Origin of the sequence: Anaerocolumna sp. AGMB13025 (genome assembly GCF_029689925.1) — a bacterium.
Classification (GTDB): Bacteria; Bacillota; Clostridia; order Lachnospirales; family Lachnospiraceae; genus Anaerocolumna.
Genome location: NZ_CP121445.1, coordinates 6,415,097 through 6,431,941 on the forward strand (window position 1 = coordinate 6,415,097; position 16,845 = coordinate 6,431,941).

Sequence of the window (16,845 nt, forward strand, 5' to 3'; positions counted from 1 at the left end):
CGAAACAAACGCATCTCCATTCCTTTCGTGTCATCCCTTAACACCACCCAGGGTAAGTCCTTTCGAATAGTATTTCTGAAACATCGGAAAAATTAACATAATAGGCAGAATCGCAACAAAAGCAATTGCCATCTGAATAGCAGTGGAAGGAATACTTCCTGCTGCCGCCGTTACGTTTGAATTCTGGCTGGTAGCCAGATACTGAATATTACTAATCATTTGGTTTAACAGGTTTTGGACATTATATAAATCCTTATTCTTAACGATATAATAAAGACCATTGGTCCAATCGTTCCAGTAGGTAAGACCTGCAAAGGTTCCCATGGTGACAAGAATCGGTTTACCAAGAGGAATTACAATACTTGAGAATATCTTAATCTGTGGAGCCCCATCAATTTCTGCCGCTTCATAAAGGCTTTCCGGAATGCTGGTCAGAAAATAAGTTCTTATCATCATGACATTCCAGGCGCTTAATAAAAAGTTAGGTAAAAGCTGCGCCCACATGGAATCTTTAATATGAAAAACACCTGACCACATCAAATAAGAGGGTACAATACCTCCATTAAACAGCATGGTAAAAAATACAAAGAAGTTAAGTAATTTTCTACCCGGAAGATTCTTAACGGATAAAGGATATGCCATCAACGCCGACAACAAGACATTAAGAGCTGTTCCTACAATTGTAACTAATATACTGACACCATACGACTTAATGATTTTATCCCCAGCCTTAAAGATATAGGTATACGCAGCGAAAGAAAACTTTCCCGGAAAGAACGAGTACCCATGGGCCACCAGTGTATTTTCATCCGTAATTGATGACATAAGGAGCAACAAAAATGGCAATATAACAATCAATGTCCAAATAAGCATTGATACATTAGCTAAAATCTGAAATTTCGAAAAAGGTTTCTCTCTCATAATACCTCCATAATGCTGTATGAATTTTATTCAAAAATTGCCTTAAAAAACATTCCGTTTCCAGTAAGCTTTTTGAAATATTCTTTTTTAACAGTTTCTTAGAATAACGCGTTCTCCTTGCTTACCTTTCGTACAATCAAATTAACCGTAAGTACAAGAATGAAACCTACTATGGATTGATAGAAACCGGCGGCCGCTGACATACCAACATTTGATTGTTCCATTAACCCCCGGTACACATATGTATCAATAACATTCGTAGTAGAATAAATCATACCGGAATTACGTGGTACCTGATAAAACAATCCAAAATCCGAATAAAAAATACGCCCAACACTCATCAACGTTAACGTTATGATAATTGGCACCAGGGTAGGCAGTGTAATCCTTTTAATCTGCTGCCACTTTGAAGCACCATCTAACTTTGCTGCTTCATAAAAAGAGGGGTCAATACTGTTAATTCCAGAGATATAAATCAAACATCCATATCCAACTGATTTCCAAGTGTTAACAAAGGTAAGAATAAAAGGCCAATAACCAGCTTTGGAATACCAGTTAACCGGAGCCAAGCCAAGTGCCGGCATAATCGAATTATTCACAATACCAGTACTCTGACTTAAAAAAGCAAAAACGATGTAACTAAGAATAACCGCTGACATCAAAAAGGGAAAAAGAATCGCACTTTGATATACCTTTTTTAATCTTTTACCAAATACATCACTGATAAAAATAGCAAAAGTAATTCCCAGAACCATATTAATTATGATAAACACCGTATTATAAAGCAGTGTATTCCTCGTAATAATCATTGCATCCGGGGTTGCAAAAAGAAACTCAAAATTCTTAAATCCAGTCCAGGGACTGCCTAAAATACCTTTGCGTACGTTATATTGTTTAAAAGCAACAATCAATCCATACATCGGAAAATAATTGTTAATCAGCAGGTAAATTCCGCCAGGTAAAAACATAAGATACAACGGCAAGTATCTCCTTAGCTTAACCGTCTTACTTTTCATCATCCTACCTCCTAGTTAATTAACACTTAAGGATTATCCATTCTGTCCGTGTCACTTATTGTGAACTAAGTATAGCAAAACCTAGAATTCACTTCTATCAGAATACGGACCTAAAAATAACATAATACCGACTTATTCATTAAAATTGCACAAAAATCGCCCCGCAATGCGTACTTAAAAACAAAAATTCACAACAGGACCCACCCGTCTCCCAAAAACACTCCTACACTATATACTAAAACACTCAAACTACGAGTAAAAAACTAAAAAACAATTGATAAAGCCAGATCAAAACCTGGATTAAAAGCACGATACTTTTGTTCCATAAGTGCTTTATACCGAGCCTGAATTCACTCATATATTCAACTCAGAATCCTAAGCACACTCTAACCGTCTTAAACCAACAGAACAGATTACAGTCTGGGAGTCTGGGGGAGGCGCGCTGTTATATTTCTTCTGCATCAGAAAGGACCCCTATGTCACTTGGGCTTCCATAAATGCGCCAAGGGAAAAAAGGCAATCTGTCTGACCGAAGGGAGTTATTGCCTTTTATCCCTGCCCTAAGCATTCATGGAAGCCCTAGTGACATAAGGGTCCTTTCTCTGCAGAAAAAATATAACAGCGCGCCTCCCCCAGACCCCCAGACCGTAATCTGTTCGTCCGTCAAAAATATTTCAGCGCAAAAAAAAGGACAGCTTTCCGATCGCTGTCCTTTTTTTGGAGAAGGTATTTTTGTTACTTATGGGGTGTAGCAAAAACTATATAATGTATTGGGGTTTACGTTTATTAGTATAACACCATGCAGTTTAAAAGTGTGCACAAACATTAAAAAATAATATAATATTTTTTGTTCGTTTTTACAGCCTGAAAACTACCCCTTCAAAAGTCATATTATAAAACCAATAAAAACTTTAACATTTTTATCTAATTTTTGTAAATCCACTGTTTTGACAAAAATTTATACATCAAATACCATGGAATTCATGTCATCATTTCCACCTTTTGTTCCAGGAAATAAAGCTTCAAATTCCTCACGGTTAATTCTTTCTTTTTCAATCAATAACTTCGCGCAATTATGAAGCACATCATTATATTCCGTTAAAATTCTCTTGGCTTCACTATAGCAGTGATCGATCATGACTTTAACTTCGTCATCGATGGTTCTGGCAACACTTTCGCTGTAGCTTCTGGTGTGACCAAAATCACGGCCGATAAATATTTCATCGTCATCGCTATCGTAATTTACCATACCCACATTCGTGGAAAAGCCGTATTTGGTAACCATGGCTCTGGCAGTTTTCGTTGCCATTTTGATATCACTGGAAGCTCCGGTAGTAATATCATCAAAAATAAGTTCTTCGGCAGCTCTGCCTCCAAGTCCAACAATAATATCCTGCCTCATCTTGCCCCTGGTGTTAAACATTTCATCCCGTTCCGGTAAGGGCATGGTATAACCTGCCGCACCGTTTCCGGTAGGAATAACGGATACCGTATAAACCGGACCCACATCTGGCAGAACATGGAATAAAATTGCATGACCGGCTTCGTGGTAAGCCGTAATTCTCTTTTCTTTCTCGGAAATAATCCTGCTTTTCTTCTCGGTTCCGATACCAATCTTAATAAAGGAACGGTTAATATCTTCCTGAATAACAAAAGCCCGGTTATCCTTGGCAGCACAAATCGCTGCTTCATTCAACAGATTCTCAAGATCCGCTCCGGTAAATCCAGCCGTAGTCTGGGCAATCTGCTTTAAATCCACATCTTCACCAAGGGGTTTGCCTTTGGAGTGTACTAAAAGGATTTCTTCCCTGCCTTTTACATCGGGGCGGCCTACCATAACCTTACGGTCGAAACGACCGGGACGTAAAATAGCGGGATCTAAAATATCTACACGGTTGGTAGCTGCCATAACGATAATTCCTTCGTTGGCACCAAAACCATCCATCTCAACTAATAACTGATTTAAGGTCTGTTCTCTTTCATCATGTCCGCCGCCCATACCGGTACCTCTTCGTCTGGCTACGGCATCGATTTCGTCGATAAATACGATACATGGTGAGTGTTTCTTGGCATCTTCAAATAAATCTCTTACTCTGGAAGCACCCACACCTACAAACATCTCTACAAAGTCAGAACCAGAGATACTAAAGAAGGGAACCCCTGCTTCACCGGCTACTGCCTTGGCAAGGAGGGTTTTACCGGTTCCCGGAGGACCCTCAAGCAATACGCCTTTTGGTATTCTGGCGCCTACCTGAACATATTTCTTTGGAGTTCTTAAGAAATCCACAATCTCTTTTAGTTCTTCTTTTTCTTCTTCCAGACCTGCCACATTCTTAAAGGTAGTCTTCTTGTTCTCATCTGTAGTCATCTTCGCCCGGCTTTTACCAAAATTCATGACCTTGCTGTTACCTCCGCCACCTCCGGCAGCCTGGTTTGATAAAAAAGAAAACAGAATAATAATTACTACAAAACCTAACAGGTAAGGCAGAACACTGGTTAAGAACCAGTTCGGCTTGGAGATATCATGTATGGTATACTTTAAGCCATCCGTACCAAATAAGTATGAGGTAACCGAACTTACATCAGGGACATTAAACTGTTCCCTCTTCCCATCGCTTAAAGTAACGGTTACTTTACCGCTTGGAACTTCCTGATTCTGATATAAGTCTACTTTCTCTACCGTCTTATTTCCCAGGTCTTTCAGGAAATCATTATATTCATAATTCTGTGAACCGGAATTGCCTAAGCTGTCTGATAAAAGAAATGCTGCTAATATAATCCCAAGGATAATGATATAAAATCCATACCCCTTTAATTGTCTTCTCACGAAACGACCTCCTCTCAATTATTCTATTACGCCGATATACGGCAAATTCCTGAATTTTTGTTTAAAATCCAGTCCGTAACCCACAACAAATTTATCCGGAATCTGAAATCCGATATAATCTACTTCTACATCGGCAGTCCTTCTGTCCGGTTTGTCAAGCAGGGTACAGATTTTAATGCTTGCAGGTTTTCTGCTGTTCAGCAGATCAATTAAATATCTTAAGGTATTGCCCGAATCAATAATATCTTCCACAATCAATACTTCTTTGCCTTCAATGGAATCATCCAGGTCTTTGATGATTTTGACCCTTCCTGAACTTACCTGTTCATCTCCATAGCTGGAAACAGCCATAAAGTCCATGGAAAGGGGAACTGTAATATTCTTAGCCAGTTCACAGGTTATAAAAACGCCGCCTTTTAATACACAGATCAGGTGAAGCTCTTTTCCTGCATAATCCTTACTGATTTGTTCTCCCAGTTCACGGATTTTATCATCTACCACTTCCTCCGGTATTAGTACATTCAGTTTATTTTCCATCTTGTTTTCCTCCATCTAAATTTATCTCAAGTATTACTTTTGTATCCTCATTTACTTTATAGGCCTCACTTATCCTGCCGCCGATTACCCACATAATATGGGCTCCGTCAGCCAGTAAGGGCAGGAGATCTCGTTTCTCCTTCGGAATCTTTTCATCAATAAATAAGGATTTGATTTTTTTTCTGCTGCCGGCAGAATCTATCTGTACATAATCTCCTTCTTGTCTGGTTCTGATTAAAACAGTATTTTTTATTTTATCATAGTCAAACCATTTCGTACACCCATTTCTCGGAATTATCATACTTTTTTTATACTTTATTAATTTTATATGCAAGATTTGATTTGTTTGGGGTATGGTAACCTCTCCGGGAATTTCCAAAGGCTGCCACCCAGGCACCTCCAGACTTTTGCTGTCTTCCTTATTTTTGTACTGAAATGGTGCAATTTTCAAAGTTATGGTATGATAATCCCTGGCTGCCAATATTCCATAGGGTAAATTAATTACTTTTCCCACCTGTTTTTCCGCTAATTCCAAAATCAGCTCTATATGAAGGGCTTCCACATCCTTTAACCAATTCGAAAGACCCATTAAACTCTTTCGAATAATCCCTTTTTGTATTACAGGATCCTCCTGCCTAAGTTTCTCAATATTTATTTCATAAGCATTGTTATATTCTAAGTAGGTTACGGCGGTATCATATGCAGAACTAATATTTTTTTCAAGATAACAATCTATTTCAGATAACTTTTTTGAAGCACCCACAATGTGCTCAATTGCTCTTTTATTTATTTCCTCCTGTGCAAAGCTTATGATTTGATGCCTGATTTTATTACGGCTATAATCCTGGGTCAGGTTGGTTTTATCCGTCTGATAGGAAATCCCGTTTTCCCCAAGAAATCCTTCAATCTCCTCTCTCCCGGTGTCCAGTAAGGGTCTGATGATTTCCTCTCTTACTGCCGGTATTCCGGTGAGTCCCTTTATGCCGCTTCCCCGGAACAAATGGAACAGAATGGTTTCGGCATTATCATTTCTATTATGTGCAATTGCGATTTTATTACACTTATTTTTATGAAAACAATCATAAAATGCTTCATACCTGACTTTTCTCCCTGCCTCTTCTTCGGTCAGACCTTCTCTGACCGCCAGGGCTTTTACATCCGCTTTTATCAGGTCACAGGATATGTTATGAGCCAGGCACAGCTCCTTTACATAAGCTTCATCCTCCTCTGCTTCCGTCCCCCGGATTCCATGGTTTACGTGAACCACAAATAGGGTTAGATCATACTCCGGTGTTAACCCAAGCAGCACATGAAAAAGACAGACAGAGTCGGCTCCACCGGAAACACCAACTACGATTCTGTCTCCTTTTTGTATCATATTATGTTTATCAATAAATTTTTGTACGGTTTTTAACATCCTGACTCCTGGGGCAACTATAGTTTATATAAAAGTACATTTTTTAACATTTTACCTCTAACTTACATAAATTACAAGCTACTTGCTCCAAAAGCCTGCTGCCAGTACGGTCATATCATCTCTTGGAACCCATCCATTTAGTTCCAGAGCCTGATTTAATACAGCATTGGCAATTTCCTGGGGATTATTCATGTGGAGGTCCATAATAAATTCCTCCATGAATTTTTCTTTCTCATCACCTGGAATACAGTCGATTACACCATCCGTTACCATTATTACAAAATTCCCGTCATAAAGTTTTTTGGTCACTACGTCATAATCCACCTGGTTTAAGATTCCTACCGGCAGGGTAGACAAATTTATTGTCTCCACCCGGTCCTCCCGTTTTATAAAGGTGGTGGAGGCTCCGATTTTAATAATATCACAGATACCGGAATAGAGATTGATAACACTCATATCAATGGTAGAAAAGGTCTGCTCCTCTGACCGCAGTACCAGTATGGAATTAATCAGTTTAATAGCAGATTCCTTTCGAAAACCGGCTTCGATAAACTGCTCTAATAATTCCACTACAGACTCGCTTTCCTCACAGGCAGTCTCTCCGGTGCCCATTCCATCGGACAAGGTCATAACCAGCGTACCGGGGTCGGGATAGATAAAGGAATAATTATCACCGGAAATTCTGCCGCCTTCTTTGGTCATTTTACTCATGCCCGTAAAAACGGTATAGTTAGCATCTTCAATGAACACAAAGGTATCATATTCCTTGGTAATAACTTTTTTACAACTTTCTGAGGGCCGCATCCGTTTGCCGAACACCTCACTAATTAAACCTGCCGCTTCTTTGGTAGTAATACAGCGTCCCCTCTCGGTTCTGGCAGTCATATATAGTTCCTGTTTATTATTTCTCTTTTCGAATACCGCAATACGGTTTACTACGATATGATTGGATTTTAGATGATAAATCATATTGTTTCTGTCTGTTTCCGTGGTTTCTGAGGTTTTATAAAGATCCAGAGAAAAATCATCTATGATATTGGCCACCTCAGACAACTGACCGGCTATGGCCTCTCTACTTTCTGCCATCCGGTTATGCCAGGTTAAATTTAATTTTGCAACTTCCAGGACTCTTCTGGTTTCAGCCAGAAAATTATCTAAAAAGATGCACCGTCCTGCGAATTCCACCGGTACCTCGCTTAAGGCTATGGTACCGTTTTTTTCAACCGTCTCAAGGATATGATAGGCTCCCTGGTAGGTTTCATAAAAATGGCTCTGCCAGCAGAGAGTACAATTGGAGCAGTCCTTACACAGGTGCTCTGAGACTTCATCGAATATATCATTTTTATCCTTTTTACTTAGGGACATTTTCTTATCCGATATGGTAGCGAAGGTATTGGAAAGACTGTGGAAGGACTCGGAGAAATCCCTTAACTTCCCCCTTGCCACGTTTTGAATGCTTTGTCTGACAAATATGTCCTCTTTTTCCCCTTCCTCCCCTCCATTTACCTTAAAGATCAGCGTTTTAGGCAGCAGCAGGAATACCACTGCGCAGGAAGCCAGGGCACCCATGCCGGATAATCCAATCTGGGTATTCTGATATAATTCTCCAAGTATAATGACTCCTGCCGAATACATAAGCAGGGTCACAAAACGACCCAGTTCTCTAAACGTGCCTGCAAGTATACCAAGCATGCACATAAGCCCAATCTGGTTTATCTGACCGGATTTTAAAGCCAGAATAACACCGCAGGCCGCACCGGTCAGTGCCCCACAGCCGGCTCCATATTTATAGCCAGTAAAAAGGATGCTGAATAAGGCAGCTGTCATGGTCAGTGAAAATCCCAGAGCGTCAAAATCTGGTATTCCATATAAAAATACAGCCAACAGGACTGCTATACTAATTATCTGTTCATTATCCAGGGCTTGTCCTCTGACTCCATGTAAAAGGGGTTCAATCCCTTTTCGGAATACAAAGCTGCAGGCAAATATGGATACTCCTTCACCAATTCCCGTAACGATATAGTAAGAGGGATTTTCACTCATAAAACCACCTGCTATGGCAATTGCCGCAGTGACTGCTCCGGCAAGCCCTCCAAGCAGTAATACCGATACCCGCTTATTATTATATTCAAGCAGTGCCGTAATAATGGATACTACAAGTAGTACCATTGCATATTTAGCTGTATCTTCTACAGGAAGTACCGTAAGCATGCCAAGGAGTACCGTAAGCATAATTGTAAGTCTTCCTTTTCTCTCCAGGTAAACTGCCGCAAAATAACCCACCGCAATGGGGTTCATTCCTGCAAAGACCGCCCGCGCCATGACTATTCCCAGTAAATTAACCATAAATTTTCTGATATTTAATTCTTTCATTTTTATATACCCATTGCATACCGCAAGTTTTGCGATACTGCCACATAATAAAATGTGAAACAAGTTTCACAGGTTGGAAGAATCGTTTTGTGGCATCCTTTCATTTCTTATATTTTCTTGCAACCTTTACTCCTCCTCAGCCATATGTTTATGATAAAACCATTTCTATCTCAAGATTTATCCGTTAGACCTGTATTATAGGATTTGAGTTTTGAAATGTTTGTCAAAAATAAGTGAGGGTTTTTAAAAAGTTTTTGACAAGAAATTCATTGTCAGGGGCATAGAATCGAATCAAGAGAGTTAAGGGTTATTAAGAGTTTCAGAGTTCTTTTATTATGAGGTCATTCATAGAAGGCTCTTATAACAGAAAGGGGTGGGAGTAACTATGAAGCAAATTTTTCAGTGTTCTGACAATTACCAGTGGTTTGTGCACCTCTTTTAAAGACAACAAGTTGTCTCCTTAGGATGTAAGCTACTGGTAATTGTCGCCACAGATGAAAGATTGCTTTCTCATAGTGACTCCCATGCCTTTTGTTACGACAGGGTTATAAAGAATGTTCTGATAATTATGGGATTTAGTATCTAGATCATGTATTTAGATTATGTATTAGTGTATATATTTGAGGTTTCTTTGGGTTTATGTTAAATGTTTGTTTATAAATTTATATTTGATTTGAGAGTCAAAAGCCTTAAAAAACTTAATTAATGAATATATATACCGGGTTATTCATTTTACAACCTAAATTAGGCTTTTGACTCTCAAATCATATTTAAATATATATAAGTTTACACTTGCATTTAATTTGGTTAAGGGGTTGATTAAACGTTCTGAACTTAGATTCTAAGAATAGTTAAGGATTTTTTGTCGTATTTCTTGACATTATTTTGTTTAGTAATGGGGTATTAAGAGTTAAAATTTAATGGGTCTTGTTTATTTAAGTATTGGTAGTGATTCATAAAAATAAGTATGGCAAGTTATCGCCCTGGATGTTGTCAGTTGAGCTGACAGTTATGCTGTGTTATTGTGTACCTGGTATGGTCTGGCTCTGCAAGATTTTTATCACACAGGGAATTCAGAAGATTTTTAAATGAAGTTTGAAAGGGCAGACATCTTAATCACAAGGATGAGATAAAAAAAGCCTGCCAATTCCTTCTATGATTGCATAAAGAAATTGTAACAGGATTATTTGGAACTATTATGCTGTTTAATTGATGTTGTAAAGATTAGTAGCGAAGGACGGATTTGAACCGCCGACACTGCGGGTATGAACCGCATGCTCTAGCCAACTGAGCTACTTCGCCGAAGTGACGAACTACATTATAACTGTTTTTTCCATGCTTGTCAATATTTTAATGTAAGTTGTTTTAATTTTTTGTATAATTTAGATTACTACTCACTCTCCTTTCGCTACGTGTTATGTGTGTGCAGCGAAAGTCACTAAAAATCAGAGATTTGCAGTGCTGAAATTTCTTATTGCTTATTGCGCCTCTTAAATGCTTCTGATTCGTGGTAGCAACTACTCAATTGTGATTATGGCTTGCATGGAAAATCAGTTTTTGTCTTCGGCTTTAAATATGATTTCATCTTTATAAACCAGTCCGAGTTTTTCTCTGGCCATTTCTTCCACATATTTCTTGGTCTGAACGTAGGCTTTTTGTTCTTTTATCTCTTTTGCCTCATCTTTTGCCTGATCAATATCATCCTTTAATTCGGCTATCCGGGCTGCAGCTTTGGCATTGGTCTTATCCAGTTCCTGCCTGTTATAGGTTACGATTCCGCATACTAATAGTACCATAACTGCAATTAATCCCAAGCCTGTCCTTCTTCTTGCTTTTCTCTTTCTTCTCAAGCTGACTCCTATCTGCATACTGTATCATGCATTAAAATCAAGATAGTGAAGCAACAAGTTTTGCTTGTTCACATTAATCACTTTTTTCATTTTCCGTTACTGCTATTTTACCCGATTTCAAAATTTTTTTCAATGATTTTAACAGAAAGTGATTAAATTTTTTGATTTTATTGTAAATCCACACAAATATTCGTTTTATTTTCCGGAATAAGAATAGGACCGGTTTAAATATCAAGGTCAGCAATTTTCCGATTAGGGCAAAAACCTTATTAATGGAACCGGATATCAAATCTACCAGCAATTCACTTAACAGGGAATGGTATATCAGCATGCCAAGGAGCATGGCTAATATTGAAAATCCCCGGATGATGCCATTGTTTTGCTGATACATCATATGGAAGATCAAAAGGCTTGATATGACCCAGTATAGTAAGTCTTCAAATGCAATAAAAAATCCGTTGTGAGCAAGGATCCTCCTGATGATACGAAGCACGTCGTAAAATACCAGCAGCAGAGCGCCCCACATTACGGAAGTACCAAAAAAACGCAGTTCTAGCAATATCGCCTTGTTCATCTCCTGTTCTACCTCCTGCTTTATTTGAACAGTCTGCTGATTAAGGATTCTCCTGATTTACCGTAGTTATTGGAATCGGAATAGGTTAAGCTGTCTATTTTACCGTCTACGTCTACTTCGCCTTTTTCTAAAGTAAGGCGGTTTACATGCAGGTCATTGCCCCGAAGCATAAGTATCCCCTGTTCTGTTTCTAAGAGTACTTCTCCCGCATCAAAAGACAACACATCTTTAACCCCTGTTATATTGGCTGAACTCCTTGCATTCAAACTCACTTTATGATTCTTTTGAACCGGTTGTTTTTCATCCATAATAAAAGCCTCCTAATATACTTTATTTCATTTCAGTATATTAGAAGACTCTTGATTTCATGCCTATAATATCCATTATTACAGATACTTGTATAATTCTTTGGCGTCATCTTTGCGGACAGTTTCTGCAACATCTAAAACCTGTACTTTGACCGCCTTGCTACCAAAACCGATTTCGATCACATCGTCTACTTTCACGGCGGCAGAAGCTTTGGCCGGTTTTCCATTTACCAGAACACGGCCTGCGTCGCAGGCTTCATTGGCAATGGTCCTGCGCTTAATCAGTCTGGATACTTTTAAAAATTTATCTAATCTCATAAATAATCTCCTGTCTAGAGAGGGTTCGTTTATCGATAAAAAAGAAGCCGTTATAAAAATCAATTCATCCGATAAAACGCCTGAGGCGAAGTAAAAGGTGGGAACTTGATTTTTATAACAGCTTCTCCCTGAATTTAATTAACTATGCGTTAATAACGTCCTTTAAAGCTTTTCCTGCTTTGAACTTTGGAGCTTTAGATGCTGCAATAGTTATGGCCTCTTTTGTTTGAGGGTTTCTGCCTGTTCTAGCTGGTCTTTCAGATACTTCGAAAGTACCAAATCCAACTAACTGCACTTTTTCACCTTTTGTTAATTCTTCTGTAACGACATCGATAAATGCCTTTAATGCCTTTTCTGAATCCTTCTTGGATAATTCTGTTTTTTCTGCGATTGCTGCAACTAATTCTGCTTTGTTCATGGATAAAACTCCTCCTCTAAAGTATTTGTTATATTTGTTTTAATAATCGATATGATTATTTCACACGTCCCCAAAGAGCATCAAGCTCGGTATCGGACATTTCGCTTAAACGCTTGCTTTTAGACTCTGCAAGCCGTTCAATTCCTACAAATCTATTTATAAACTTATTAGTGGCATTTGTCAAGGAATTTTCTGCATTTAGTTGTAAAAACCTTGATAAATTTACCACGGAGAACATCAAATCGCCAAATTCTTCTTCAATATCCCTGGCGCCCCCATTTTCCTTGGAGTTTTTCAGTTCTTCAAGCTCTTCATAGACCTTTTTCAGTGCCTGTTCATAGCCTTCTAAATCAAGACCTTCCTTAGCGGCTTTTCGTTGTACTTTCTCTGCCCGTATGGTTGCGGGAAGTGCTTTTGGTATCCTTAAGATACCTTCTGATGCTTTCTGTTGCTTTTTTTCCTGCTTCTTAATTTCTTCCCAGTTTTGTACCACGGTATCTGAGGTAATCCCGTCTTCTTTCAAAGCCCTGGCGGCTTCGCCAAATACATGAGGGTGTCTGCGGATCATCTTGGTGCTTACACCGTCTATTACCTCTTCAATGCCAAATTCCTTCTTCTCTTCGGCAATTACCGTATGTAAGGCAACCTGGAGCAAAATATCTCCCAATTCCTCACATAAATTCTCAGTATCTTTATTATCTACCGCTTCAATCACTTCATAGGCTTCTTCAATCAAACAATTTTTTAAACTTTCATGAGTCTGCTCCCTGTCCCAGGGACATCCGTTCTCGCTCCGCAATTGTCTGATGATATTTATAAAATCGGCAAAAGTATAAGATTTATTCATAGTATTTTTCTCCTATTTTCTATAAAATCGGCTTATGTAAAATCGGTTCCGAAAATAATACCGCACATCCAATAGCAATCAGTACACTGACTAAAGTTCCAATCAGATATATTTCCGCAAAATCTTTATCTTCCAATTGTTTAAATCTTGCAATACTTTTAGCAGTAATAACAAAACCAATTGCAGAAAATTGCCCTAACAGACTTAAAGTCAGGATAATTTCCCGCTCTAATATTCCTATTGCAGCACCTATATTTTTACTTTTCTGAACTTCCAGGATGTTAAGCCCCTTTTTTTTAGCTTCCCTGGCATCCTCTATTGCAGCCGCCTGCAATAATACCGGCGTTGCCTGTGTACGGAAATTAACTGCCGCCAGCAGCATTTTAACGAAAACCGCAGAAGGTTTTCCGCATATGAGATAGGCTGTAATCATCCATAAGACTTTATTCATATCACCGATGTTTAGTATATCCTCTATCATTAACAGAACCGGCGTATTACCCGTACTCATAGGATACGCAAGAACCAGGAGTACTATCACAATCAAATGAATGAATTGATCAGCTAGAAACAATTCTAAATCAAAAGACCTATGCCTTGTATTTCTTTCTGTCTTACGGCTGATGCCACATTTTATCAGGTCAATCATGCCATGGGATGTTATTAAAAAACCAAAGATCAGCCAGGCAGATGTTATCGGAATTCCTGGAAACACCATGGCTCCCATTGCAGCCGAATAAATCAGGCAGTGCCGCATCAATTTATGGAAGCTATGGATTTTACCCCTGGCAAGGGAATTACTTTGTAAATAGAAGTCTCCCAGTAAATGCCCGATTAATAATAAAGCGCAGCTCATATTATTTCTCCTCATATTTTATATTAATATATCTTACTGCCGCCAGATCTAAACTCCGGATTCCTATCATATTGCCGTTCTTTATCATCTTGTCAATATTCTGCCTTGTCGTTCCCAGAGCTTTTGATATTGCAGCTGCCATTCCCTTTATTAAAAGCATTTCTTCTAATTCCTGATGGGGCTTAAAAATCCATATTTTTTCTGCCGGGTCCTCCAAAATTTTCAGAGTGTCTAGTCTCGTATTTCCGGTTCCCGATACGAAATTACCTTTATCCCCGGTTCCGGTCTTATATTTCTCAATTATCAGTGGTTTAAGCTTTTTATATCCATCCTCCCTAATCAGATTCTGCTCTGTAAATGGATACATATATTCCATAAGCAGCAGGGTTAAATTTTGCAAAGGACTTAACTGCTTACATAATCCATAGGAAGCATTGAGCATGGGATTCGCAAAACTGTCTTCCTGTTTTCCATAAATCCGAAACCTTTGTGTCTGCATTCCATAAACATCCTCTATGGCCTTACGCGCATAATGATAGGCTGTCCCATCCTGTTGTGCGGAATTACCCTTTTCCACCCTGACCGACCATTCCCCGATTCCAAGACCACCGCGTATCTGAACCGGATAAACAAGAAGTGACAGAAGCCTCACATATAGAACTGCAGATACCGTTGACGAAAATAACCCCTGTAATTCATCGCCTCCACTAAAGATCACTTTGCGCTCTATTTTAGGACGGAACACCATATTCAGTGCTTCTATACATTCAATTATAAATAACTGGATCCGGTTTCTTTCATCTATGCCATAGGACTTGGAATTTTTTACGTCAAGGATTAACGCAGTATATAACTGCATATCTATATCACCTCCAATTTATATTATAAATAATCGGCCGGAATATTGCAACTACTTTTGGTTGCTACCTTGTTTTGCAACTACTTTTGGTTGCTATCTTATTTTGCAACTTCATTCCGTTGCTTTTTCGCATCACAACTGATTTACAACAGAACTATCCTCGTAAAAATAAAAAAAGAGTTTCCCATAAGTTTATAGCTTATGAAAAACCCTGTTTATTTAACTATTATTGCTCCATTTGTCTTCCTAAGAAATAAGCCGCCGTACTGGCAAGTTTATTCTCCACATCTCCGAATTTCACTTTAGGGTCCTTAGAGAGTAAAATGACGGAGCCAATTGCGTCTCCTTCACTGATGATCGGCCAGATAACCTGATAAGTGTATTCCGTGTCATCATCTGCGACGATATGGATAAAATTTTTATCGTCTTTGGAAGCCATGACATTCTCTCTTTCGTTAATGACCTGTTCAAGTTCCGGTGTAATGGATTTTGATAACAGTTCCCTTTTCATACTGCCGGAGGCTGCAACAAATTGATCTTTGTCTGAAATAGCGATAATATGCCCCGTTGTCTGTGCCAGGGAATCAGCATACTGTTTTGCAAATAGTCCTAGTTCTCCAATAGGTGAATATTTCTTGAGTATGATTTCTCCTTCTCTGTCTGTAAAAATTTCAAGCGGGTCTCCTTCACGTATACGCAGTGTGCGTCGAATTTCTTTGGGGACAACAACACGTCCCAGATCATCTATTCTCCTAACGATTCCTGTGGCTTTCATATTTTATTCCTCCATCTTGCTTGATAATCATAATGTGGTACTTATGGTTATTATTGTTTGTCAAAAGGAAGAATTTATACGTTAAACTATAATATTTAGTAAAATTTTTTATTTTAAAAAACTAATATCTGACGTTTAAAAGGCACAAACCCTGGGAACTAACTGTAATTCCTGCCTGCTGCCGGTCTTTACTCTCCAGTACTTTTACCATATCCTCCGGCCGTCTGATTCCCTTGCCGGTTTCGATTAAGGTACCAATGATGATACGGACCATATTGTAGAGAAAACCATCTCCGGTTATGGCAATTCTGATTTCCTCGTAAGGTTTATTGTGCAGTGGGTTAATCTTAACTATCTGGATTCCATCAATTGTCCTTACCGTGGATTTGCCATCTTTCCTATCTGTGGAAAATGCTTTAAAATCATGAGTTCCAAGCAAATATTCCGAAGCTTTTTTCATGGCAGTAAGATCCAGTGGTTCCGGAACATGAAGCGTATATTTTCTGGTAAATACAGGCTGCACCTCGCCCTGGGCAATACGGTATTCGTAGGTCTTTCCTTTCGCACTGTATCTGCTGTGAAAATCCATATCCGCCTCATTAAGACGAAGCACTCTGATATCCTCCGGAAGACGCTTGTTTAATTCCTGCAGCAGCTCACTGAAAGAAAAATCGGTTTCACAATGAAAATTCGCCGCCTGCCCCAGAGCATGGACGCCTGCATCCGTTCTGCCGGAACCAATTACTTTAATATTTTGCCCAAGACAGCTTGATAAACACTCTTCTACTACGCTTTGAATGGGACGCTTTTTTGCAACAGCTCCCAGCCGCTGCCAGCCGGCATAACCACTGCCGTCATATTCGAGAATCATTTTTATATTTCTTTTCTTGTTCCGGTTTCCGGTTATATTATTCATGAAAACTCCAGTTATCCATTTCTTTTATCTCAC

General features: G+C 38.9%; 16 protein-coding genes and 1 tRNA gene. All 17 read right to left on the minus strand.

The features are described 5' to 3' along the window. Positions 1 to 30: 30 nt before the first annotated feature. Complete coding sequence (locus tag QA584_RS26835) at positions 31 to 921, minus strand: carbohydrate ABC transporter permease (protein ID WP_278272163.1); 891 nt, start codon at positions 919 to 921, stop codon at positions 31 to 33. Between the two features lie 98 nt (positions 922 to 1,019). Continuing rightward, a complete protein-coding gene (locus tag QA584_RS26840; RefSeq protein ID WP_278275242.1) occupies positions 1,020 to 1,937 on the minus strand; it encodes an ABC transporter permease in 918 nt (305 codons plus the stop codon). A gap of 958 nt (positions 1,938 to 2,895) precedes the next feature. Then, positions 2,896 to 4,764, minus strand: coding sequence for an ATP-dependent zinc metalloprotease FtsH (gene ftsH / locus QA584_RS26845; RefSeq protein WP_278272164.1), 1,869 nt, complete (start codon positions 4,762 to 4,764; stop codon positions 2,896 to 2,898). A gap of 18 nt (positions 4,765 to 4,782) precedes the next feature. Continuing rightward, positions 4,783 to 5,301 carry a hypoxanthine phosphoribosyltransferase gene (gene hpt, locus QA584_RS26850; RefSeq protein WP_278272165.1) on the minus strand — a complete coding sequence of 173 codons (519 nt, stop codon included), beginning with the start codon at positions 5,299 to 5,301 and terminating at the stop codon, positions 4,783 to 4,785. Beyond that, a complete protein-coding gene (tilS, locus tag QA584_RS26855) occupies positions 5,291 to 6,718 on the minus strand; it encodes a tRNA lysidine(34) synthetase TilS (protein ID WP_278272166.1) in 1,428 nt (475 codons plus the stop codon). The genes hpt and tilS overlap by 11 nt, the downstream gene beginning before the upstream one ends. Positions 6,719 to 6,796: 78 nt before the next feature. Next, entirely contained in the window at positions 6,797 to 9,091 is a 2,295-nt protein-coding gene (gene spoIIE / locus QA584_RS26860) for a stage II sporulation protein E (protein WP_278272167.1), read from the minus strand. A gap of 1,228 nt (positions 9,092 to 10,319) precedes the next feature. Further along, positions 10,320 to 10,393, minus strand: a tRNA-Met gene (locus QA584_RS26865). A gap of 248 nt (positions 10,394 to 10,641) precedes the next feature. Further along, complete coding sequence (locus QA584_RS26870) at positions 10,642 to 10,941, minus strand: FtsB family cell division protein (RefSeq protein ID WP_278272168.1); 300 nt, start codon at positions 10,939 to 10,941, stop codon at positions 10,642 to 10,644. Between the two features lie 73 nt (positions 10,942 to 11,014). Beyond that, on the minus strand, positions 11,015 to 11,515 hold the full coding sequence (gene yabQ / locus QA584_RS26875; RefSeq protein WP_278272169.1) for a spore cortex biosynthesis protein YabQ: 501 nt from the start codon (positions 11,513 to 11,515) through the stop codon (positions 11,015 to 11,017). A 20-nt stretch (positions 11,516 to 11,535) separates the two neighbouring features. Next, entirely contained in the window at positions 11,536 to 11,823 is a 288-nt protein-coding gene (gene yabP / locus QA584_RS26880; RefSeq protein ID WP_278272170.1) for a sporulation protein YabP, read from the minus strand. Positions 11,824 to 11,901: 78 nt separating this feature from the next. Then, entirely contained in the window at positions 11,902 to 12,141 is a 240-nt protein-coding gene (locus QA584_RS26885) for an RNA-binding S4 domain-containing protein (RefSeq protein WP_278272171.1), read from the minus strand. A gap of 142 nt (positions 12,142 to 12,283) precedes the next feature. Then, complete coding sequence (locus tag QA584_RS26890; RefSeq protein WP_161837324.1) at positions 12,284 to 12,559, minus strand: HU family DNA-binding protein; 276 nt, start codon at positions 12,557 to 12,559, stop codon at positions 12,284 to 12,286. 55 nt (positions 12,560 to 12,614) lie between these two features. Continuing rightward, positions 12,615 to 13,406 (minus strand): nucleoside triphosphate pyrophosphohydrolase, encoded by a 792-nt coding sequence (gene mazG / locus QA584_RS26895; protein WP_278272172.1) that lies wholly within the window; start codon positions 13,404 to 13,406, stop codon positions 12,615 to 12,617. Between the two features lie 19 nt (positions 13,407 to 13,425). Then, positions 13,426 to 14,262 carry a DUF3307 domain-containing protein gene (locus QA584_RS26900; RefSeq protein WP_278272173.1) on the minus strand — a complete coding sequence of 279 codons (837 nt, stop codon included), beginning with the start codon at positions 14,260 to 14,262 and terminating at the stop codon, positions 13,426 to 13,428. Between the two features lies 1 nt (position 14,263). Beyond that, positions 14,264 to 15,121, minus strand: a complete 858-nt coding sequence (locus tag QA584_RS26905; RefSeq protein ID WP_278272174.1) for a SatD family protein — start codon at positions 15,119 to 15,121, stop codon at positions 14,264 to 14,266. 226 nt (positions 15,122 to 15,347) lie between these two features. Then, positions 15,348 to 15,896: a stage V sporulation protein T gene (gene spoVT, locus QA584_RS26910; RefSeq protein ID WP_278272175.1), complete on the minus strand. Its 549-nt coding sequence runs from the start codon at positions 15,894 to 15,896 to the stop codon at positions 15,348 to 15,350. A gap of 121 nt (positions 15,897 to 16,017) precedes the next feature. After that, on the minus strand, positions 16,018 to 16,812 hold the full coding sequence (gene truA, locus QA584_RS26915; RefSeq protein ID WP_278272176.1) for a tRNA pseudouridine(38-40) synthase TruA: 795 nt from the start codon (positions 16,810 to 16,812) through the stop codon (positions 16,018 to 16,020). Positions 16,813 to 16,845 lie beyond the last annotated feature (33 nt).